This window comes from Castellaniella sp. GW247-6E4 (assembly GCF_040276065.1).
Taxonomy (GTDB): Bacteria; Pseudomonadota; Gammaproteobacteria; order Burkholderiales; family Burkholderiaceae_B; genus Castellaniella.
Window position 1 is genome coordinate 67767 of sequence record NZ_JBELOI010000005.1, and the last position, 21617, is coordinate 89383.

Below are 21617 nucleotides of genomic sequence, written 5' to 3' on the forward strand. Positions count from 1 at the left end.
ACCATCATGCGTGCATTGGCGAAGCTGCATCCGGCCCCAGGGCTGGAACTCATCGAAGTCGACCGTCCCAAGATCGGTCACAACGACCTCCTCATCCGCATCCGCAAAACCGCCATTTGCGGCACGGACATCCATATCTGGAAATGGGACGATTGGGCGGCCCGAACGGTACCCGTGCCCATGCATGTCGGCCACGAATACGTGGGCGAGGTGGTCGAGATCGGCCAGGAGGTCCGGGGCTTCCAAATCGGCGACCGGGTCTCGGGCGAGGGCCACATCACTTGCGGCCATTGCCGCAACTGCCGCGCGGGGCGTCGTCACCTGTGCCGCAATACGTCCGGCGTGGGCGTGAACCGTCCCGGCGCCTTTGCCGACTACCTGGCGATCCCGGCCTTCAACGCCTTCCGTATTCCGGACGATGTGTCCGACGATCTGGCGGCGATCTTCGACCCGTACGGTAACGCCACGCACACGGCGCTGGCCTTCGATCTGGTGGGCGAGGATGTCTTGATCACCGGTGCTGGGCCGATCGGTGCGATGGCGGCGGCCATCGCGCGCCATGTGGGCGCGCGCAACGTCGTGATCACCGACGTCAACGACTACCGGCTGGATCTGGCCGCGCGCATGGGCGCGACCCGCACGGTGAACGTGGCGCGCGAGGAACTGGCGGTGGTGATGCGCGAATTGGGCATGACCGAGGGCTTTGACGTCGGCCTGGAAATGTCCGGTGTCGCCAGCGCGTTCTCGTCGATGCTCGCGGAAATGAATCACGGGGGCAAGATCGCCATGCTGGGCATCCTGCCCGACGGAGTCGGCGTGGACTGGGGCCAGGTGATCTTCAAGGGCCTGGAGATCAAGGGGATCTATGGGCGTCAGATGTTCGAGACCTGGTACAAGATGGTCGCCATGCTGCAAAGCGGACTGGACCTGTCGCCCATCCTGACCCATCGCTATCCGGTATCCGAGTATCGCCAAGGTTTCGACGTGATGCTGTCAGGCCATAGTGGCAAGGTCATCCTGGATTGGAACTGATCCCGGCGGGCCGCCGCGGAGGCGGGCCTCCGGTGCCTGGGCAGCGGATCGGGTTCAGAGCTCGCGCAGCGCGGCGCCGATCGCGGTCGTGTCCAGGCCGCGCGCCAGGGCCAGGCGCAGCAGCGTGCGGGCCTGCTGAGGATTGAGCCCCCGCGACGCCAGGATGCCGTCCTCGTCGTCCGAGGCCTTGACCGTCACCTCGCCGTACGGCACGCGGCTCGCACGGATGCACTGGATCCCGCGACGACGGGCACGCGCGCAGCCACGCAAGGCCGCTGGACTGAGGCTGCCATTTCCCAAGCCGGCCACCACGATCCCCTCGACCCCTGCGTCGATGGCCGCCTGGTACAGGTGGTCGCCGGCGTCCTGGTGGTCGTAGAGAATATCGACCCGGGGCAGCTTGCGCAGCCCCGTCAAGGGGAAGGGCGCGGCTGGCGGCAGGATGGGGCGCTGTACGATGCGCACCGCACCGTCGCTGATCCAGCCCAACACCCCGGGCCCCTCGGCACCGAAGGCATCGACCCGGGTGGTGTGACCCTTGGTGGCGTGGCGCGCGGCGAGGATCCGGTCGTTCATGGCCACCAGGATGCCGCAGTCGCGGCTGCGCGGATCGCGCGCAACGAGCAGCGCGTTGTACAGATTGAGCGGGCCGTCCGCACTCAGCGCCGAGCCCGGGCGCATCGCGCCCACCAGCACCACGGGCTTGGGGTGGCGGATCGTCAGATGCAACAGAAAGGCGGTTTCCTCGAGCGTGTCGGTCCCGTGCGTGACGACGAGGCCGTCGATCTCGGGGTCGCGCAGCAAGGCCCTGATGCGCCGCGCCAGGCGCAGCACCCCGGCGGTCGTGAACTGGCGGCTGTCGATGTTGAAGATCTGCTCGCAGCGGATTGCGCCCAGCGCCTGGGCGCCGGGCACCGCCGCCAGCATGGCGTCGACGTCCTCGGTCACGCGATAGTCGGTGAGCTCGTTCGCATGCCCGGCGGTGGCGGCGATCGTGCCGCCGGTGCCGAGCAACACCAGGCGCGCTGGCGCCCGCCGCATGGACCCGCCCATCAAGGGTAGAGGCCGCGCACCTGGCGGGCCTCGAGGATGCGCGTGCAGGCGACGATGAATGCCGCGGTGCGCAGCGACACCTGGTGCTCGCGCGCCACGCCGGACATGGCGCTGTAGGCCGAGCGCATCATGGCTTCGAGGCGGTGGTTGATTTCCTGCTCGGTCCAGAAAAAGCTGGAAAAGTCCTGCACCCATTCGAAATAGCTGACCGTGACCCCGCCGGCATTGGCCACCACGTCGGGCACGATCATGGTGCCCTTGGCCGAGATGATGTCGTCGGCCTCGGGGGTCGTCGGGCCATTGGCGCCCTCGACGAGGATCTTGGTATGGATGAGGTCGGCGTTGTCGTGCGTGATCTGGCCTTCGAGGGCGGCCGGGATGAGGATCTCGGTTTCCAGCGACCAGAACTCCGCGGGCGTGAGTGATTCCGTATCCGGCGCGCCGGCCACGCCGCCGGACATGCGTACGTGGTCGAACAGCGCGAGGATGTTCAGGCCGTGGGCGTTGTGGACGATCCCGGTGTGGTCGTAGATCGCCACCACCTTGGCGCCGGCCTCGTGCAGCAGGCGGGCCGCCGTGCCGCCCACGTTCCCGAAGCCCTGGATGGCGATGCGTGCGCCCTTGATATCGATGTGGCATTCGCGTGCCGCCTCGCAGGCGGCCACGTAGACGCCGCGTCCGGTCGCTTCGACGCGCCCCAGGCTGCCGCCCAGCGCCACCGGCTTGCCGGTGACCACCCCGGTGGTGGTTCCTCCCTCGTTCATCGAGTAGGTATCCATCATCCATGCCATGATCTGGGCATTGGTGTTGACATCCGGCGCGGGGATATCCCTGTTGGGGCCGATGATCACCCCGATCTCGCTGGTATAGCGGCGGGTGATGCGCTCGAGCTCGCCTTTGGAGTAGTTGTGCGGATCGAGGCGGATGCCGCCTTTGGCGCCGCCGAAGGGCAGGTTCACGGCGGCCGCTTTGACGGACATCCAGGCCGACAAGGCCATCACTTCGGACAGCGTGACGTCCTGGTGATAGCGCACGCCGCCCTTGCCGGGGCCGCGCGAGATGTTGTGCTGGACGCGGTAGCCCTCGAAATGAGCCACCTCGCCATTGTCGAGTTCGACGGGAACGTCGACGATCAGGATGCGCTTGGGGCGCTTGAGTGTTTCGATCCAGCGGCTGAGAGAGCCCAGATAAGGCGCCACGCGGTCCACTTGTTCGAGGTAGATGCCCCAGGGACCCGGATCGTCAGGATTCAGGTACGAAGGCAGCGGTTGCGGCATGGATTCTGTCATGACGATAGCCTTTTGAGAATGGTCGTAAGGAGGGGGGAAATTGACGAAAGGTACATTCTAGTGCGCGAAATCGACGCTGTGCGGCTTTCGGGGCGGCGGTGTCCGCTGTGGGGGCGCTCGCCGGCGATGGCGTGGCGCTGGGCCGCCCGGCAGTTGGCCGTCAACCTGCCGCGTCTAGCCACTGTCTAGCCCGCTTCAGAGGCCGTAGGCCTTGAGGCCCTCCAGGTCCAGGACCTGGACCGCGCCGTACTCGACCTTCAGCAGGCCGGCGTCCTCGAGGGCGCGCAGGGCCTGGTTGGTGCGCTGGCGTGAAATCCGGGCCAGGTAGCCGATTTCCTCCTGGGTGATCTCCAGGCGCATCGAATCGCTGGGGTAGAGCAGGGGATTGAACAGCTCGGCCAGGCAGCGCGCGACCCGCGCCTCGGGCGCAAGCAGGCGGTCGTGCTCGGCTTTGCCGATGAACTGCGCCACGCGCTCGTTGAGTTGGTGCAGCAGATAGCGGTTGAAGGGGATGCTGGTGTCCAGCAACCAGTAGAACTGGTCGCCGCGCAGGCGCGCGATGGTGCTCTGGCGCAGGGCCACCACGTCGTACTTGCGCGCTTCGTGCTTGAGCAAGGAGCCCTCGCCGATCCAGCCTCCGCCGGGCACCCCCGTGAGTGAGGCCAGCTTGCCTTCGGCATTACCCACGGAAACCTTGATGAGGCCGTCCAGCACGCCGATCCAGGCGTCGGCCACGACACCCTTGTGCTCGATGATGGTTCCCGCGGGGATCGTGGCCACGGTTGTCCCCTGGACGACGCGCGCCTGCTGGTCGGCATCCAGGAGATCGAACCATGCGGCATGGGTCTGCAGCATCTGCACGATATTCATGGGTGATTACCCTCGAACGGGAGCGAATGTCATATGTGCGACAGTTGAGGTAGTGCCTACACTGTATCTTAGACCGAACGAATCGTGTTTCAGCGATGTTTTCGTAAAAACCTGAGGAGACTTTGGTGTCGAGCACTGCCGGACCGAGCGAGGGTGTTTTATCCCTCAAGCATGTCAGCCGCTGGTTTGGCGGCGTTCAGGCCCTGGCCGACGTCTCCATGGATGTCGGCCAGGGTGAGATATACGGCTTGATCGGCCCCAACGGCGCGGGCAAGACCACGCTCATCAACGCGATCACCGGCTTCTATCCGCCGCAAGAAGGCACGATCAGCTTCGAAGGCCGGTCGCTCAACAAAGTCCAGCCCCACCGGGTCGCGCGCGACGGCATTGCGCGCACCTTCCAGAACGTCGCTCTGTTCAAGGGCATGAGCGTGCTCGACAACATTCTGCTGGGCCGCCACATCTTCATGCGGCCCAGCGCGCTGGCCTCGCTGTTTTATTGGTGGTGGGCGCAAAAAGAAGAGATCGCCCATCGGCGCAAGGTCGAGGAAATCATCGATCTGCTTCAGCTCGAAAGCGTGCGCGACGAGCCCGTGGAGGTCATTCCCCTGGGCATGCAAAAACGAGTCGAGTTGGCTCGCGCCCTGGCAGCCGAACCCAGGCTGCTGGTCCTGGACGAGCCCATGGCCGGCATGAACCAGGAGGAAAAGGAATACATCGTGCGTTTCATCCTGGATGCCCAGGAGGCGCTGAATCTGACCATCCTGCTGATCGAGCATCACATGGATGTGGTCACGGCGATTTGCGGGCGCGCCTTGGTGTTGAACAACGGCCGCGTAGTGACCGAAGGTCCGGTGGTCGAGGCTGTCAACCATCCGGATGTCATTTCCGCTTATATCGGGGGGGTATCGAGTGACGACTGAGCATCCCGACGGGCGTCGCCCGGAGACCGGCTGGCGTGACGATGACCATCTGATTGCGGTGCTGGCCGAAAACGCCCGCACCCATGGCGACATGGTTGCGATGCGCGAGCGCGATCGCGGGATCTGGCAGGAATATCGCTGGCGGGATTATCTCGATCAGGTGCTGGGCGCGGCCGCCGGGCTCGAGGCCCTGGGCATGGCGCCGGGGGATAATGTGCTGGTGATCGGCGACAACCGGCCGGCGCTGTATTTCGGGATGTTGGGGGTGATCGCCCTGCGCGCGGTACCCTCGCCGGCGTATCCCGATACCACCCCCGACGAGCTCTTCGGGCAACTGGATCGCGAGGGCGTGCGCTGCGCGATTGCCGAGGATCAGGAGCAGGTCGACAAGCTGCTGGATCTGCGCGCGCGCCATCCCGATCTCAAGTGGATCATCTACGATGATCCCAGAGGGCTGACGGGCGACGTGCCCGAGGGCGTGGTCGCGTTCACCGAGATCGTGCGCAGGGGGCGCGAGCGCCTGCGCGATAACCCCGCCCTGCGGGACGAGTTGCTCAATCGCCCGCGCGCCGACGACGTCGCCGTGCTGCTGCATTCCTCGGGCACCACGGGCGCGCCCAAGGCGATTCCACTAAAGCACCGACACGTCCTGTTTGCGGTGCGCAACGCGGCGGCGGCAGGCTACTTCGAGCAGGGCGAAACGCATATGGCATACATGCCCATCGCCTGGGTCGGGGACTTTATTTTCTCGATCGGCGCCGCCCTGGCGTTGCGCTTTTCCGTGAACATCCCGGAAAACCAGGAGACCGTCCAGCACGATCTGCGCGAGATCGCGCCCACCGTGTATTTCACTTCGCCGCGGGCCTGGTCGGCCATGTTGACGCGGGTGCAGGTCGGCATCGAGGAATCGAGTCCGTTCAAGCGCTGGCTCTATCAGCACTTCATGCCGTTCGCCGTTCAGTTGGAGCGCCGGCGGCTGCAAGGCACGCAGCCCGGTCCGGCGCAGCGCTTGTGGCGGCGCCTGGGCGAGGTCCTGATCTATGGGCCGATCAAGGATCAACTCGGGCTGACGCGCGCGCGGCGCTCGTATACCGCGGGGGAGGCGATCGGCGAAGAGGTGTTTCTGTTCTTCCGCGCCCTGGGCCTGGATCTGCGCCAATTCTATGGCCAGACGGAAAACTGCGCGCTGTGCGCGGCGCAGGATCCGGGCACGGTCAAGCTGCATACGGTGGGCGTGCCGTTTCCGGGCATGGAGCTGCGCATCAGCGAGGCGGGCGAGATCCTGGTGCGCGGCGGCAATGTATTCGATGGCTATTATCGGAACCCCGATGCCACGGCCGAGGTCCTGCGGGACGGTTGGCTGCATACCGGGGATGCCGGCCATGTCGAGGACGATGGCCAACTGGTGGTCCTGGGCCGAGTGTCCGAGGTGGTTCATACGCGTGGCGGCGAGCGGTTCATCCCCACCTATATCGAGAACCACCTGAAATTCAGCCAGTACGTCAAGGACGTGTGCGTGATCGGCGCCGGGCGCGAGCACCTGTCGGCGCTGGTGGCCATAGACTGGGATGCCGTGGGCCACTGGGCTCAGGAAAACGGCGTGGCCTACACCTCGTTTGCCGACCTGTCGCAGAAGCCGCAAATTTATGACCTGATCGAGAGCGTGATCACGCACGTCAACACCACCTTGCCCGACGCCGTACGGATACGCCGCTTCGTGAATCTGCACAAGGAGTTCGACCCGGATGACGGGGAGGTCACACGCACGCGCAAGCTGCGCCGAGGCGTCATCGACGAACACTATCGTGACATCATCGATGCCGTCTACGAAGGCCGGGACGCGATTGATTCCGAGGCTCAGATCACTTATGAAACGGGCGCGTCGGGCGTGCTGAAGCGTCACCTCGCGATTCGCGATGTGTCCGCGCCGGCCAACCGGGAGACGATGGCGTGAATATCGAATTCTTTCTCGAGCTCCTGGTCAACGGCGCCTTGACGGGCCTGATGTACGGCATGGTGGGGCTGGGCATCGTCTTGATCTACAAGTCCTCGGGCGTGCTCAATTTCGCGCAAGGTGCCATGGTCATGACCGCGGGCTATGCAACATGGCTGCTGTCATCCTTCGGTCTGCCGATCTATGCCGCCGCCGCCCTGGGCATCGTGGTGTTGTTCGCCTTCGGCCTGCTGATCGAACGCCTGCTGCTGCGCAGCCTGGTCGGCCAGCCGATCATCATGATCGTCATGCTCACCCTGGGGCTGGACATTTTCCTGCGGGGGCTCGTTCCCGGCATTCTGGGCACGTCCCCCAAGCATCTGGATATCGGGGTCGGCATGGCGCCGCTGATCGTCGGTGATGTGTTTATCAATCGGGTCTATCTGGTGGGCGGCGCGGTGTCCCTGGCGCTGTTCGCTCTTGCGGCGCTGTTCTTCCGCACCCGGCTGGGGACCAAGCTGCGCGCGGTGTCGGACGATCACGTGTCCAGTTGGTCCGTGGGAATCTCCGTCGAACACGCGGTGGCGGTGTCTTGGGGCCTGGCGGGGGTTTGCGCGGTCGGGGCCGGCACGATATGGGGCACCGTGCAGGGCGTGGAATGGTCTCTGACCGCCTTGCTCTTCCCGGCGGTCGCCGTGGTCATACTCGGCGGCATCGACAGCATTCCGGGGGCGCTCCTCGGAGGCATCGTGGTGGGTGTCCTCGGTAGCGTCATTCCGGGCTACGTCGACCCGCTGGTCGGCGGCAGCACACGCGACGTGGTGACCTCGGTCATCATCCTGCTGACCATCCTGATCCGGCCCTATGGCATGTTCGGCCGCGAAGACATCGAGAGGGTATAAGCCATGTTCTATCGACTCTCCGGCGTGCATCACACCCGTTACGCCTCGGCGCGGCAGCTATGGCCGCTGCCAGCCGATCGCTGGCAGGTCGCGGCGGTCTTCGTGCTGGCGGTGGCGGCGCCGCTCTATATGTCCGACCTGTACCTGTCGAGCTATATGCTGCCCTGGCTGATCTGGAGCACCGCCACGCTGGCGCTCACGCTGCTGATGGGGGTCGCCGGGCAATTGCACTTCGGCTTTGGCGCGGTCATGGCGATCGGCGCCTATACCAGCATCCATCTGACCCAGGCCGGTGTGCCGTTCGAGGTCGCGCTGTTGGCGGCGGGCCTGCTCGCGGCCTTCATCGGCTGTCTGTTCGGGGCCGCGGCGCTGCGTGTCAAGGGGCTGTACCTGGTGATGGCCACGCTTGCGATGCAGTTCCTGGTGGACTGGGTCATCGTCAACGTCAAGGCGATTTCGGGCGGCGCCGTGGCCACCCTGCAAGCGCCCACGGTCGAGTTTCTGTGGGTTCCCGTCGACACGCTGGTCGCGCGTTATTACGTGGCCTTGCTATGGGCGGTGATCGTGACGCTGCTGATGCTCAACATCAAGCGCACCAGCTTTGGCCGGGCATTGGTGGCGGTGCGCGACAAGGACTTTGCCGCGGCGGTGATCGGCGTCAACATCTTCAAGTACAAGCTGCTGGCGTTCTTCTCCAGTTCATTTCTGGGTGGGGTGACGGGCGCGATCCTGGCTTTCTGCTTCTATCGAGCCGTCACGCCGCAGCAGTTCAGCTTCGATATTTCGATCCAGCTCGTCGCCATGGTGCTCGTGGGCGGCCTGGGCAGCGTGATCGGCGCCTTCCTGGGCGCGGGCTTCGTGCTGCTGGCGCCGATCGTGCTCCTGAATATCGTCGCGCCGCTCGTCGAGGCAGGCTGGTTGCCGGTATCGGCCTCGCTGATGGCGCACATCCCTCTCATGATCTATGGCGCCATGATCATCGGATTCCTGCTATTCGAGCCGCTGGGCCTAGCCAAGATCTATGACAACGCCCGGAAGTATTTCCTGGTCTGGCCGTTCCGGCACACACAGAGTTGAAGCTGTATTTGGTGGTATCACGCACAGGAGGAGGTCAACATGAGGCATTACATTCGATCAATGGTCGGCGGCGGTTTGGCCGGCGTCGCGATCCTCGCAGCCGGATTGGCCGGCGGGGTCGCCCATGCACAGGACAAGGCACCCATCAAGGCCGCCACGCTGCTGGACTTCACGCGGGTCTATACGTTCCTGACCGACGAGTACAGCCAGGGCCAGCAGGATTACATCAAGCTGTTGAACCTGGAGGGCGGCGTGGGCGGCTATCCGGTCGATCTGATCGTCCGGGACCAGGGCAGCCAGCCCCAGCAGGGCATTGCGCTGTATAACCAGGCCCGCGACGAGGGGGCCATCTTTTTCGATTTTCTCAGCACGCCGGTCGCCAATGCCGTGATGCCGCGCGCCAACGAGGACCATCTGCCGATGATCGCCTTCGCGCATGGCCGTGCGGACGCCATCGACGGGCAGCGCTTCCCCTTCGTCTTCCCCTCGGCGGCCATCTATCGTTCCCAGGCGGCCCTGCTGCTGAAGTACATGGATGAGCATGCCGGCGGCCTGAAGGACAAGAAGATCGCCTTCGTGCACATCGATTCGCCCTTTGGCCGCGAACCGATCGCGCTGCTCGAGGCCATGGCCGAGACCAAGGGCTTCACCCTGAAGACCTTCCCGTACGCGGTTCCCGGCACCGAGCAGTCGGCCGCCTGGACCGATGTGCGCCGCTTCCGGCCCGATAATGTGATCATCTGGGGTGCGGGTCCCGGCCAGGCGGTGTCGATCCGCGGCGCGATTTCGAACGGCATCTCGCCCAAGAGCATTTATTCCGTGATCTGGCTGTCCGAAACCGACATGCGCTCCTTCCAGGGCGACGCCGTCGTCGGGGTCAAGCGCTTCACCGCCGTCAACACCGGCGCCGATTCCGCCATCCTCAAGCGCATCGGCGAGAAGGTTGTCGCGGCAGGCAAAGGCACGGGCGATGCCAAGGTCGTCGGCTCCACCTACTACAACATCGGGGTGGCCAGCATGGCCATCATGACGCAGGCCGCAAAGCAGGCCCTTGACAAGCTCGGGCCACCGCTGACGGGCGACAAGCTCAAGGCCGGCTTCGAGATGATCAAGGACTTCGACGCCGAGGGCCTGATGCCGCCGCTGACCATCACCGCGGAGGATCACCAGGGCGGCGGCTGGGGCCGTGTGTCCGAGTGGGACGGCGACAAATGGGTGCCGCTGAACGACTGGGGCCACGCCTACCAGGACGTGGTCTGGAAGCTCGTCCGGGATGACGCGGCCAAGGCGGCCAAGGAGGCCAAGAAGTGAGCTTGCTCTCACTGAACAATGTCGAGGTCGCCTATGACAAGGTGTTCCTCGCCATCAAAGGCGTGTCGCTGGATGTCGAGGAGGGTGCGATGGTCGCCATCCTCGGCGCCAACGGCGCCGGCAAGTCGACAACGCTGAAGACCATCAGCGGCTTGCTGGCGCCCGAGCGCGGCGCGGTGAGGCGCGGGCAGGTCACCTTCCGGGGCGAGGACATCGGTCACCACAGCCCGCCACAGCGGGTGCGCATGGGGCTGGTCCACGTGCTGGAAGGACGGCGCATCTTCGAGCACCTGACGCCTGACGACAACCTGCTCGCCGCCTATCCCGGCCGCCGGGCCAAGAGCCGCTACAGCGATCTCAGGGAGCAGGCCTATGCCTACTTCCCACGGCTGGCTGAGCGCTCGCGCACCAAGGCGGGCTATTTGTCCGGCGGTGAACAGCAGATGCTGGCGATCGCCCGCGCCCTGATGACCGAGCCGCAGTTGATCATGCTGGACGAGCCCTCGCTCGGCCTGGCGCCGGTGCTGGTGAAAGAAATCTTTGCCATCATCCGGAAGATCAGCCGGGAGCATCGCACCAGCGTCCTGCTGGTCGAGCAGAATGCCCGCGCGGCCCTGGATATTGTTGATCACGCCTACCTGCTCGAGAACGGCAATGTGGTCATGAGCGGCAGCGCCGACGCGCTCAAGCAAAACCCCGACGTCCAGGAGTTCTACCTCGGCGGGGGCGGCAAGGTCGATTATCACAACGTCAAGCATTATCGCCGGCGCAAGCGCTGGTTGGCCTGACCTCAGGAGAGCGGGCATGCAGGTTTTTTACGATGCACGCGAGACACGTCCAGCGGCCGAGCGCGAACGTGACCTGTTCGCTTGCCTGCCCGGCCTTTTGCGGACGGCCTGCGAGCTTGCGCCGGCCGTCGCGCAGCAGTTGCGGGGCATCGATCCCGCGGATCTCTCGGATCGCGCGCAGCTCGCGCGCGTGCCAGTGTTGCGCAAGAGCGAGTTGCTGCATCTGCAGCATGCGGCCCGCCTCGCCCACGCGGGCGTCGCCGGCGAACGCAACCGCGTGTTCGGGGGCGTCTCGACAATCGGCTGGGGCCAGGCGCGCCGGGTCTTTGCGTCGCCCGGGCCGATCTACGAGCCCGAGGGCGAGCGGCCGGATTATTGGGGTTTTGCCCGCGCCCTGCATGCGGCGGGCGTGCGGCCGGGCTCACTGGTCCATAACTGCTTTTCCTATCATTTCACGCCGGCCGGGTCCATGATGGAGACGGCGGCCCACGCCTTGGGCTGCACGGTATTTCCCGGCGGCGTGGGACAGACCGAGCAGCAGGTGCGGACCATGGCCGATCTCGCGCCCGATGCCTATACCGGCACCCCCAGCTTCTTGCGCATCATCCTGGAAAAGGCCGATGACATGGGCGTGGCCCTGCCGTCGCTGCAGCGTGCGCTGTTTTCGGGCGAGGCGTATCCCCCCTCGCTGCAGGCCTGGTTCGCCGCGCGCGGCATCGAGGGCTTCCAGGCCTACGGCAGCGCGGATCTGGGCATGGTGGCGTTCGAGACTCCGGCCCGCGAGGGGCTGGTGCTCAATGAGGATCTGATCCTTGAAATCGTCCGGCCCGGGACCGATCAACCCGTGCCCGATGGCGAGGTGGGCGAGGTCGTGGTGACCCGATTCAATCCGGACTATCCCCTGCTGCGGTTCGGCACTGGCGACCTGTCGGCCGTCTTGCCGGGCGCCTCCGCGTGCGGGCGCACCAACGTGCGCATCCGCGGGTGGCTGGGGCGCGCCGACCAGACAACCAAGGTGCGGGGCATGTTCGTGCACCCGGAGCAGGTTGCCAGGGTGGTGGCCCGCCATCCGGGGATCGGTCGGGCGCGTCTGGTCGTGTCCGGCGAGATGGGACATGACCTCATGATCCTGAAAGTCGAGTCGGATCGTGCCCTCGATGTGGAGGCGGTGGCCGAGAGCGTGCGCGACCAGACCAAGCTGCGGGCGCGGGTCGAGGTGGTGCCCGAGGGCAGCCTGCCCAACGACGGCAAGGTCATCGAGGACGCGCGCAGCTACAAGTAGGCATGAACGCAATCGCGCATATCACCTGGTGTAGTAAGGCCTTGGGGTAATATTTCCTTTTACCCGGCCGTTCCGGCTCACTAGGAGACATCCATGCGCGGTTTGAAAACCATGGCGGGCTTGCTGGCGCTCGCCGCCGGTATTCCGTTGGCCCATGCGGACACGCTGGCGGTCGTCAAGGAACGTGGCGTCGTGCGCTGCGGCGTGACGACGGGCTTTGCTGGTTTTTCGGCCCCCGACGCCAAGGGCGACTGGCAGGGCCTCGATGTGGACATGTGCCGCGCAGTGGCCGCGGCGACGTTGGGCGATGCCTCCAAGGTCAAGATCGTGCCACTGAATGCCCAGCAGCGCTTCACGGCCCTGCAATCCGGCGAGATCGACCTGCTGGCCCGCAACACCACCGTCACGCTGACGCGCGACACGGGCGTCGGGGCGATCCATGCGGCGATAAATTTCTACGACGGCCAGGGCTTCCTGGTCGCCAAGTCGCTGGGCATCAAGAGCGCCAAGGAGATCGAAGGCGCGACCGTCTGCATGCAGACCGGCACCTCGAACGAGAACACCATGGCCGACTGGGCGCGCGCCAACGGCGTCAAGTACACCCCGGTGGTGATCGAGCAGTTCAATGAGGTGGTCAACGCGTTTGCGGCCGGTCGTTGTGATGTGTTCACCACCGATGCCTCCGGCCTGGCCTCGATCCGGATCTCGAAGCTGTCCAAGCCGGACGACTATGTGGTCCTGCCCGAGATCATTTCCAAGGAGCCCCTGGGGCCCTTCGTGCGCCAAGGCGACGATGTCTGGCTGAATATCGTCAAGTGGTCCTTCAACGCCCTGATCGGCGCCGAGGAGCTGGGGCTGACCTCGGCCAATGTGGACGGGAACGTGGACAGCGCCAATCCCAATGTGCGGCGCCTCCTGGGGGCGACGCCCGGGGCGGGCAAGGACCTTGGTGTGGACGAAAAATGGGCCTACAACATCGTCAAGCAAGTCGGCAATTACGGCGAGTCCTTCGAGCGTAACGTCGGCATGGGCAGCCCCCTCAAGATCCAGCGCGGCCTGAACGCCCTGTGGACCGAGGGCGGCCTGATGTATCCCTTGCCGGTACGCTGAGGCGCGGCCTCGCGCCGGTCGGTTCCCTCGCCGGCGCGGCGCGTCAGGGGCGTCGGCGGTAGATCAGGCTGATGTGCGCGAATGCGGCCTGCAACTCAGGCGTCCCGGCCTGAAAGGTCACCGGACGCCCTTTTTGTACGAAGCATACGAGTTTTTTCGAGGCCACGAGCGGGATGAACTTGCTCGACTGGATTTGATCCCAGGGTATTTCACGACGTGTGACCCAGCTCTGGCGCAGGCCATATTCCGAAATCTCGGTCACCGAGGTCCAGATCCCCCAGGACATCACCAGCAGGGCGGCGAAGCAGACCAGTACCGCGGCCGCCACCATGGGGCTGACCTGCTGGCCGGCGGCGCTGCTGGCCGTGACCATCAGTCGCCCGGCGATCAACAGCATGATCAGCCAGGCCAGCACGCCGATCCACCGCGGCCAGGCGCGTCCGCGCAGTGGCAACGGCCCGATCCGGGCCAGGAGCTCGGCGTGTTCCTCTGGTGTCGGCTTGGCAAAGGGCGTCATGATTTCCGGGCCGCGAGCGCATTGCCCGCGCGGCTGGCCGCCTTGCGACCGAGATGGCCGGATATCCACTGGCCGATCTCGACGATTGCGTCGAGGTCCACGCCCGTGTCCATGCCCTGGCCGCGCATCAGGTAGAGAACGTCCTCAGTCGCCACATTGCCGGTGGCGCCCTTGGCGTAGGGGCAGCCACCGAGGCCCGACACCGAGCTGTGGAAAATTCGCACCCCCGTGTCCAGCGCGGCCACGATATTGGCCAGCGCCTGCCCGTAGGTGTCGTGGAAATGCCCCGCCACCTGCGTGCCCAGGTCGGCGACCTGGCCCACGGCGAGCATGACGCGCTTGATCTGCGCTGCCGTTCCCACCCCGATCGTATCGGCCACGTCGATCTCGTCGCAGCCCAGGCGCAGGAATCGCTCGGCCACGTCGACCACGGCGGACACCGGGGTTTCACCCTGGTAGGGGCAGCCCAGAGAGCAGCTGATGCTGCCCCGCAGGCGAACGCCGGCCGCCTTGGCCGCCGCCGCCACCGGCTCGAAGCGGGCGATGGATTCGGCGATCGAGCAGTTGATGTTGCGTTGCGAGAAGGCCTCGCTCGCGGCGCCGAAGATCACCACTTCGTCGACGCGCGCCGCCAACGCGGCCTCGAAGCCGCGCATGTTTGGCGTCAGCACCGAATAGAGGGTGCCCGGGCGCCGCGCGATCGCGGCCATCACCTCGGCGCCGTCGGCCATCTGCGGCACCCACTTGGGTGATACGAAGGACGCCGCCTCGACGTTGGGAAAGCCGGCGGCGGACAGCCGATCGATCAGCTCGACCTTGATGGCGGTATCGACGAACTGTTTTTCATTCTGCAGGCCGTCGCGTGGGGCGACCTCGACGATCTTGACGTATTCGGACATGGCGTGTTCCCGGCGAGCGAGGTGTCCCTGGCGTGATTGATTCGACAAGCCCACATAATATCCCAGTGCCGGGCGGGCGGCCGGGCCACTCAGGCGCCGGCCCGAGCGAAGCGGCCATCGGCCAGGCGTTCGATGAGGCCCGAGACCTCGAGCATGCCCAACTGGCCGTTCAGGCGGGCGATGTCCCAACCCGTGCGCGTGAGCAGCGCATCCACGCTTGCCGGGTCGTGGCCCAGGGCGCGCAGCAGAATGTCGGCATCGGAGCCGGGAGGCGGGGCGGGCGTTGCCGGCGTGGGTGCTCTCGGTGCATTGTCCGAGCCCAGGGGCCGCCCGAACCCCGACTGGCGCAATTCCTCGAGGATGTCCTCGCTCGATTCGACGAGCTTGGCGCCCTGGCGGATGAGGGCGTGGCAGCCGCGTGAGAGGGGCGAGTGGATGGAGCCGGGAATGGCGAACACCTCGCGCCCAAGTTCGCTCGCCAGCCGGGCGGTGATCAGCGAGCCGCTTTGCCGAGCGGCCTCGACCACCAGGACGCCGCGCGACAGCGCCGCGACGATGCGGTTGCGCATGGGAAAGAAGAACGGCAGGGCGCGCGCGCCCAGTGGGAATTCGGAGACGAGCAGGCCGTGCTGGGCGGTGCGGTGCGCCAGGGCCCGATTGCGCGCCGGATAGACGATATCGATGCCGGTGCCCAGGACCGCGATCGTGCCGCCGGCATCCGGCCCCGCCTCGAGCGCGCCTTCGTGCGCCGCCGCGTCGATGCCGCTGGCCAGGCCGCTGACGATGCACCAGCCCTGTTGCGCCAGGTGGCGCGCAAAAGCCCGGGCGTTGTCCATGCCGCCGACCGTGGCGCTGCGCGCGCCCACTACGGCGATGGCGGGGCGTTGCAGCAAGTCCGGCCTGCCGTTGAGGTACAGCATCGGCGGCGGGTCATGCAGTGCCAGCAGGGCGGCCGGATACTCGGGGTCTGCCAGGGTCAACAGGCGGTGGCCGGGTTGGTGCAGCCAGTCGAGGGCCTTGTCGATGGCGGTTTGCGTGGCCTGGTCCGGGGCCTGCCGCATGCTTGTGGCCAGTCCGGGATCGAGGTGCCGCGCCAGGCTGCCGGTCGACGCGGCATAGATGTCCTGTGGCATGCCGAAGACAGCCAGCAGGTCGCGGATGCGGGCGGCGCCCAACCCCGGTTCGAGGCCGAGGCGGATCCAGGCGCGCAGTTCGTGTTCGTCGGCGGTGGGGGACATGCCTGGGGTCCGCCGGTGTCGAGCGGCGGTTGCAAAAAATTCCAGTGTGCCACGGATGGCGTGCCGACGGGCGGCAAGGGGGATCGGAAGGTCACGCTTCCCCGGGATGCGCACCCGGGCGGCCCCGCAGCGGTCCCATGGGGGGTTTCTGGTCAAAACTTGTTTTATCATAGAGGTTTAAGTCCGTATGATTTGGCATTTACCATGGCCCTGCTACCCATTCTCAAGTATCCCGATGCGCGCCTGCACAAGGTGGCGGCTCCGGTTGCGCAGGTCGACGATCGCATCCGCCAGCTCGTGCGCGACATGGCCGAGACCATGTACGCAGCCCCCGGCGTAGGCTTGGCGGCCACCCAGGTCGACGTCCACGAACGCGTCGTCGTCATCGATGTGTCCGAGGACGGCAACGACCTGCACGTCCTCATCAATCCCGAAATCACCTGGAAGAGCGACGAGCTCCAGGTCTACGAGGAGGGCTGCCTGTCCGTCCCCGGCATCTACGACGAGGTCGAGCGTGCCGCCCGGATTCACGTGCGAGCCCTGAACGAGCAGGGCGAGCCCTACGAGTTCGACGCCGAAGGACTGTTGGCCGTCTGCGTCCAGCACGAGCTCGATCATCTGTTGGGCAAGGTGTTCGTCGAATACCTCTCGGTGCTCAAGCAGAACCGCATCCGCACGCGCCTGCGCAAGCAGCAGCGCGAGGCCGAGCGCGAAGCCGCCAGCGCCTGATGCGGCTCGTTTTCGCCGGTACGCCGGAGTTCGCGCGCCGGGGGCTGCGCGCCCTCATCGACGCGGGTCATGAGGTGGTCGGTGTGCTCAGTCAGCCCGATCGTCCCTCGGGGCGCGGTATGAAGCTGCTGCCCAGTCCCGTCAAGCAGGCGGCGCTCGAGGCGGGCATTCCGGTCCTGCAACCGCGCAGCCTGCGGTTGGACGGCAGGTTTGCCGATGAGGCGCAGGCCGCACGCGAGGCGCTGGTGGCCATGCGCCCGGAGGCAATGGTCGTGGCCGCCTATGGACTGATCCTGCCGCAATGGGTGCTTGACCTGCCGCCCCTGGGCTGTCTCAATATCCACGCCAGTCTGCTGCCCCGCTGGCGCGGTGCCGCACCTATCCAGCGTGCGATCGAAGCGGGCGATGTCGTCACGGGCGTGACCATCATGCAGATGGACGCGGGCCTGGATACCGGCGACATGCTGCGGGAGGTCGAGGTGCCCATCGGCCCGCGGGACACCGCGTCGAGCCTGCACGACGCACTGGCCGAGGTGGGCGCGCGCGCGATCGTCGAGGTTCTGGCCGAGTTCGCCGCGGGTCGTGGGCCGCGCCCCGTGCCGCAATCCGAGGCGGGCGCGTGCTATGCCGAAAAGTTGCTGAAATCCGAGGCGACGCTGGATTTCCGGCAGGACGCGGAGCAACTGGCCCGCCGCATCCGCGCCTTCGATCCGTTTCCGGGCACCGCCATGGCGCTGCCCGGCCTGGAGCACGCGGTCAAGGTGTGGGAGGCGCATGCCGTGCCCGCCGATGCCTACGCGGCGCAGGCCGAACCAGGCTCGATTCTGAGGGCGGATGCCCAAGGCATCGATGTGGCCACCGTCGCCGGCGTTCTGCGCATCACGGCTTTGCAGCGCGCCGGCGGCAAGCGCCAGCCGGCGGCGCAGTTCTTGCAGGCGTGGAGTCCGCCGGACTAGCGTCCTGTTCGGTTAAACCATAGATTCAAATAGGACACTGGCCGCGTCCGTCGATGGATTCCGATGTCAGCGCATCGCGGTCAGCCGGTGTTTTTCTTGCGCGAGGTATCGATGCCGAGCTGTTTGAGTTTGCGGTAGAGGTGTGTGCGCTCGAGTCCGGTGCGCTCGGACACGCGGGTCATGCTGTGGTTCTCGCGGACGAGGTGATATTCGAAATAGATGCGTTCGAATTCGTCACGCGCCTCGCGCAGCGGCTGGTTCAGCGAGATGCTGCCCAGGTGCGAGTCGTCGGTCATGGCCGGCGGCGTGGACGGCGCGGCCTGGGGTGGTGCCTCGCCGGCGATCTGCGGCATCTGGGTAAAGACCGGATCAGTGGCGGGGCGCTCGGTGCGGCTGCGCATCGAGGCCGGGATGACCGGCCGCGCCAGGCCCGCAGCGACGGCCTTGAGCAGTTTCTGCAGAGTGATGGGTTTTTCGAGAAAATCAACCGCGCCGATGCGGGTCGCCTCGACGGCGGTATCGACCGTCGCGTGGCCGCTCATCATGATGACGGGCATGTTCAGCAGCCCCTGACTGCTCCATTCCTTGAGCAACGTGACGCCGTCGATGTCGGGCATCCAGATGTCCAGCAGGACCAGATCGGGGCGGTTGCGCAGACGGGATTCGCGCGCTTGCGCGGCATTTTCGGCGAGCTCCACCGTGTGGCCCTCGTCGTAGAGAATCTCGGACAGCAGTTCGCGGATGCCAATCTCGTCATCGACAACCAGGATTCGGGCCATTAACACCTCACCTATTTCTTTTGCGTATTATCCTGTGCTTGATGCATCGCGTCCAGCCGCGTTCTCGCTGGGGGCCGCCGCCGGGCTCTGATCCGATAGATGCGTGAACAGAATGGAGATGCGCGCGCCCCCATTGGACGAGTTGGAGATGTCCACTCGGCCGTGGTGCTCTTCGATGATTTTTTTGACGATGGCCAGGCCCAGCCCCGTGCCCGTGGCCTTGGTGGTGACGTACGGCTCGAACACGCGGGCAAGCACCTGGGGCGCGAATCCCGGGCCGTTGTCGGTGACGCTCAGCCGCACGCTGCGCGTGCCGTCGTCGGCCTGGATCCGTCGGGTCTGGACGATGATCCGCGCCTCCGCCGCGCCCCGATGCTGGCACGCCGCGTCGCGCGCGTTGGCCAGCAGATTGTGGATGACCTGGCGCAACTGGGCGGGATCGCCCAGCACCGTGGGCAGATCGCCGGCGAGCTGCGCCTCGATGTGCGCCGCGGTCGCGGCGCCGGTGCCGTGGCCCATGCCTTCGATGGGGTCCCAGCCGTACAGGGTCAGGACCTCGGTGACCAGATCGTTGAGATCAACGTCCTGCATCTGCGCGGGCGGGGTGCGAGCGTATTCGCGGAAGTCGTCCACCATCTGCTTGAGCGAGGCGACCTGGTTGACGATGGTGTTCGTGGATCGGATCAGGAAGGCGGCATCGGCCTGGTCCAGGCGGTCGGCCAGCTTCATCGCCATGCGCTCGGCCGAGAGCTGAATGGGCGTGAGCGGATTCTTGATTTCGTGCGCCAGCCGGCGGGCGACCTCGCCCCAGGCGACGGTGCGGTTCGCCGAGATCACCTCGCTGATGTCGTCGAATACGACGAGGTGACCGTTGCCGTGGCCGTCCATATGCAAGTGCGTGCCGCGCGCCAGCAGCGTGATGACGTGTTTCTTGCGTTCGTTGTCGGCGGCCTGCTCGAGCTCGAGCTCGAACTGCTGTTGCCAGTACGGGCGGGTCGACTCGACCGCCTCGTGGGAGGCGAAGGCCTGGCGCAGCAACTGGGCCAGGCCGAGCGCGCCATCGGCGGTTTCCAGCGGGCGGCCGCGCACGGTGCGCAGGTCCAGGCGCAGGATGTCCTGTGCCCCCTGGTTGAACAACGTCACGCGGAAGGCATCGTCGAAGACCAGCACGCCCGAGGACAGGTTGCTGAGGATGGATTCCAGATACAGATTGGTCTGCTCGAGCTGACGGCGGTTGCGGTCCACCATCTGCCGCGCCTCATCGAGCTGGCGTGTCATGGCGTTGAACGATCGGGTCAATTGGCCCACCTCGTCGCGCTCGGGCGGCTCGGGCAGGGGGCGATAATCGCCCACGCCCACGGCCTGGGTGCCCGATGCCAGCGTCAGCAGGGGGCGGACCAGCCGCCGCGACACCGCCAGGGCCGCCACCACGGCGGCGAAGACCGCCAGGATCAGGGCCAGCGTGAGGGTGATGCCGTAGAGCTTGCGCAGGCCCAGGCGCGCCAGCGCGAGCTCTTGGTAGTCGCGAAAGCCCTGCTGCACCTGGTTGGCGTTGTGTGCGATGCGATCGGGCACGGGTTGGATCACCTGCAGCCAGCGCGAGTCGGCGTTCATGCCGAGGGCCGCGCCAAAGCGGTCGTGGGTGTTGATCGGCGTGACCACGCGCAGGTGCAGGCTGTTGGCCGCCGTTGCGTCGCCCGTCGGACTGTCGGCCTCGGCCGCGGCATAGCTCTGGGCCACACGCAATTGGTTCATCACATTGCTGGGAGGCATGTCGGGCAGCAATTGGCCGAAGGCCGAGGACGAAAAGGCGACGAGCCGGCCGCTGCCGCTGAAGACCATGGCTTCGGCGACGTTGTTGTTCTCGCGCAAGGGGGTGATCAGCAGGGTGATCTCGGCATCGCTGACGTTGCCCAGGCGGCTGGCCATGGCCTGCGCGCGCGTGTCGAGTTCGGCCAGTTGCGCATCCAGCGCGGCGCGCCCCAGGTTCAGTCCGGCCTCGAGGGCGCTGTCGACTCGCACGTTGAACCAGGATTCGATGGAGCGGGACATGAACTGGACCGACAGCAGGTAGATCAGCGCACCGGGCAGGATGCCGATGAGCGTGAAGAACAGCGCAAAGCGCGCGGTCAGCCGGGCGCCGAACTGCCGCCGCCGGATCTGGCGCAGCAGCCGCACGGTGAGCAGCAGCACCCAGGACATCAGGGCGACCGCGAGGATGCCGTTGAGCAACAGCAACAGGTCGTACTGCTGGGCATAGCGCGACGCATTGCCGGTGGACCAGACCAGCAGGGCGAGCAGAGCCACCGCGCTGATGGCGGCCACCGCCAGCGCGGCGCGCAGCGCCCATCGGATCAGGGTCGGGGCGCGGCGACGGAGATCGAGAAAGTGAAATCTTTCCATGGTGTCGTCAAGGACCAGGCCTTGCTATTCATGGCGTCGACCTGAAAGGGTCGGGCCAGTCGGGTCGTGTCCAGCCGCAGTCGCAACTGGCCCTGGTACAGTGTGCCGATCGTGAAATCCTCGGTGGAGGCCACGTCCCAGGCGCGAATGTGGCGCACCAGGTCAAGGGCCTCGTTCAGTGTCGAGGCGGGCAGCGACAGGTCGCCGGTGCCCGTGCGCCATTGCCGCGTCAGCGCGTTGTACTGCACGCGCCAAGTCAGCTCGGTCGAGACCAGGTTCTCGTCAAACCACCACCAGCGCGAGCGGGTGATCCTCAGGTCGGCGGTCAGGTACAGGGGCACGCCTTTCTCGGCGGCGCTGCGCAACTCGTCGGTGAGACTAAACGCGATGTCGGCATCAATCAGCAGGCGTCCGTCCTGCGCGAGGGGCTCGACCCGTTCGACGAGGGGCTCGGCCCAAGCCTGCCCCAGCATCAGCAGGGTGAGCAGGCACAGCGCGAGGGACAGAAGCACTCTGCGCATGAGCG

General features: G+C 66.1%; 20 protein-coding genes. 11 read left to right on the top strand and 9 right to left on the bottom strand.

The annotated features are described in order from the left end of the window. The first annotated feature begins 6 nt into the window (after positions 1-6). On the top strand, positions 7-1032 hold the full coding sequence (gene tdh / locus ABS761_RS07780; protein WP_350407557.1) for an L-threonine 3-dehydrogenase: 1026 nt from the start codon (positions 7-9) through the stop codon (positions 1030-1032). Positions 1033-1086: 54 nt separating this feature from the next. On the opposite strand, the gene ABS761_RS07785 is transcribed toward tdh, so the two are convergent. From ABS761_RS07785 to ABS761_RS07795, 3 genes are all read right to left on the bottom strand, one after another. Beyond that, complete coding sequence (locus ABS761_RS07785; RefSeq protein WP_350407559.1) at positions 1087-2073, bottom strand: asparaginase; 987 nt, start codon at positions 2071-2073, stop codon at positions 1087-1089. A gap of 11 nt (positions 2074-2084) precedes the next feature. Next, positions 2085-3374: a Glu/Leu/Phe/Val family dehydrogenase gene (locus ABS761_RS07790; RefSeq protein WP_350407561.1), complete on the bottom strand. Its 1290-nt coding sequence runs from the start codon at positions 3372-3374 to the stop codon at positions 2085-2087. Between the two features lie 195 nt (positions 3375-3569). Beyond that, a complete protein-coding gene (locus ABS761_RS07795; RefSeq protein ID WP_350407562.1) occupies positions 3570-4244 on the bottom strand; it encodes a Crp/Fnr family transcriptional regulator in 675 nt (224 codons plus the stop codon). A 125-nt stretch (positions 4245-4369) separates the two neighbouring features. Here ABS761_RS07795 and ABS761_RS07800 point away from each other — a divergent pair, with 125 nt between their 5' ends. The 8 genes from ABS761_RS07800 (at position 4370) to ABS761_RS07835 (ending at position 13570) form a co-directional block, all read left to right on the top strand. After that, positions 4370-5167 carry an ABC transporter ATP-binding protein gene (locus ABS761_RS07800; protein ID WP_350407563.1) on the top strand — a complete coding sequence of 266 codons (798 nt, stop codon included), beginning with the start codon at positions 4370-4372 and terminating at the stop codon, positions 5165-5167. Further along, entirely contained in the window at positions 5157-7121 is a 1965-nt protein-coding gene (locus ABS761_RS07805) for an AMP-dependent synthetase/ligase (protein ID WP_350407565.1), read from the top strand. The genes ABS761_RS07800 and ABS761_RS07805 overlap by 11 nt, the downstream gene beginning before the upstream one ends. Next, entirely contained in the window at positions 7118-8002 is an 885-nt protein-coding gene (locus ABS761_RS07810) for a branched-chain amino acid ABC transporter permease (protein WP_350407566.1), read from the top strand. The genes ABS761_RS07805 and ABS761_RS07810 overlap by 4 nt, the downstream gene beginning before the upstream one ends. A 3-nt stretch (positions 8003-8005) precedes the next feature. Continuing rightward, on the top strand, positions 8006-9079 hold the full coding sequence (locus ABS761_RS07815) for a branched-chain amino acid ABC transporter permease (protein WP_350407567.1): 1074 nt from the start codon (positions 8006-8008) through the stop codon (positions 9077-9079). A 39-nt stretch (positions 9080-9118) separates the two neighbouring features. Next, a complete protein-coding gene (locus ABS761_RS07820; RefSeq protein ID WP_350407568.1) occupies positions 9119-10390 on the top strand; it encodes an ABC transporter substrate-binding protein in 1272 nt (423 codons plus the stop codon). Beyond that, on the top strand, positions 10387-11178 hold the full coding sequence (locus ABS761_RS07825) for an ABC transporter ATP-binding protein (RefSeq protein ID WP_350407569.1): 792 nt from the start codon (positions 10387-10389) through the stop codon (positions 11176-11178). Before ABS761_RS07820 ends, ABS761_RS07825 begins: the two co-directional genes overlap by 4 nt. 16 nt (positions 11179-11194) lie before the next feature. After that, positions 11195-12460, top strand: a complete 1266-nt coding sequence (locus ABS761_RS07830) for a phenylacetate--CoA ligase family protein (protein WP_350407570.1) — start codon at positions 11195-11197, stop codon at positions 12458-12460. A gap of 93 nt (positions 12461-12553) precedes the next feature. Beyond that, positions 12554-13570 carry an amino acid ABC transporter substrate-binding protein gene (locus ABS761_RS07835; RefSeq protein WP_502881399.1) on the top strand — a complete coding sequence of 339 codons (1017 nt, stop codon included), beginning with the start codon at positions 12554-12556 and terminating at the stop codon, positions 13568-13570. A 43-nt stretch (positions 13571-13613) separates the two neighbouring features. On the opposite strand, the gene ABS761_RS07840 is transcribed toward ABS761_RS07835, so the two are convergent. The 3 genes from ABS761_RS07840 to dprA all read right to left on the bottom strand — a co-directional run bounded on the left by ABS761_RS07840 (position 13614) and on the right by dprA (position 16224). Continuing rightward, positions 13614-14087 carry a hypothetical protein gene (locus ABS761_RS07840; RefSeq protein ID WP_350407571.1) on the bottom strand — a complete coding sequence of 158 codons (474 nt, stop codon included), beginning with the start codon at positions 14085-14087 and terminating at the stop codon, positions 13614-13616. Continuing rightward, complete coding sequence (locus ABS761_RS07845) at positions 14084-14986, bottom strand: hydroxymethylglutaryl-CoA lyase (protein WP_350407572.1); 903 nt, start codon at positions 14984-14986, stop codon at positions 14084-14086. The genes ABS761_RS07840 and ABS761_RS07845 overlap by 4 nt, the downstream gene beginning before the upstream one ends. Before the next feature lie 89 nt (positions 14987-15075). Continuing rightward, the gene (gene dprA / locus ABS761_RS07850) at positions 15076-16224 is read right to left on the bottom strand and encodes a DNA-processing protein DprA (protein WP_350407574.1); all 1149 of its coding nucleotides are present in this window, start codon (positions 16222-16224) and stop codon (positions 15076-15078) included. Positions 16225-16428: 204 nt separating this feature from the next. Between dprA and def the strand changes: the two genes are divergently transcribed. Beyond that, positions 16429-16953 (top strand): peptide deformylase, encoded by a 525-nt coding sequence (gene def / locus ABS761_RS07855; protein WP_350407575.1) that lies wholly within the window; start codon positions 16429-16431, stop codon positions 16951-16953. After that, positions 16953-17909, top strand: coding sequence for a methionyl-tRNA formyltransferase (gene fmt, locus ABS761_RS07860; RefSeq protein ID WP_350407577.1), 957 nt, complete (start codon positions 16953-16955; stop codon positions 17907-17909). The genes def and fmt overlap by 1 nt, the downstream gene beginning before the upstream one ends. 80 nt (positions 17910-17989) lie before the next feature. Here the strand turns inward: fmt and ABS761_RS07865 are convergent, their stop codons facing one another. The 3 genes from ABS761_RS07865 to ABS761_RS07875 are packed head-to-tail and all read right to left on the bottom strand — an operon-like array spanning position 17990 to position 21612. After that, positions 17990-18688 (bottom strand): response regulator, encoded by a 699-nt coding sequence (locus ABS761_RS07865; RefSeq protein ID WP_350407578.1) that lies wholly within the window; start codon positions 18686-18688, stop codon positions 17990-17992. A gap of 27 nt (positions 18689-18715) precedes the next feature. Beyond that, on the bottom strand, positions 18716-21043 hold the full coding sequence (locus ABS761_RS07870) for a sensor histidine kinase (RefSeq protein WP_350407775.1): 2328 nt from the start codon (positions 21041-21043) through the stop codon (positions 18716-18718). Continuing rightward, complete coding sequence (locus tag ABS761_RS07875; protein ID WP_350407579.1) at positions 21043-21612, bottom strand: DUF4390 domain-containing protein; 570 nt, start codon at positions 21610-21612, stop codon at positions 21043-21045. Before ABS761_RS07875 ends, ABS761_RS07870 begins: the two co-directional genes overlap by 1 nt. Between the last annotated feature and the right edge of the window lie 5 nt (positions 21613-21617).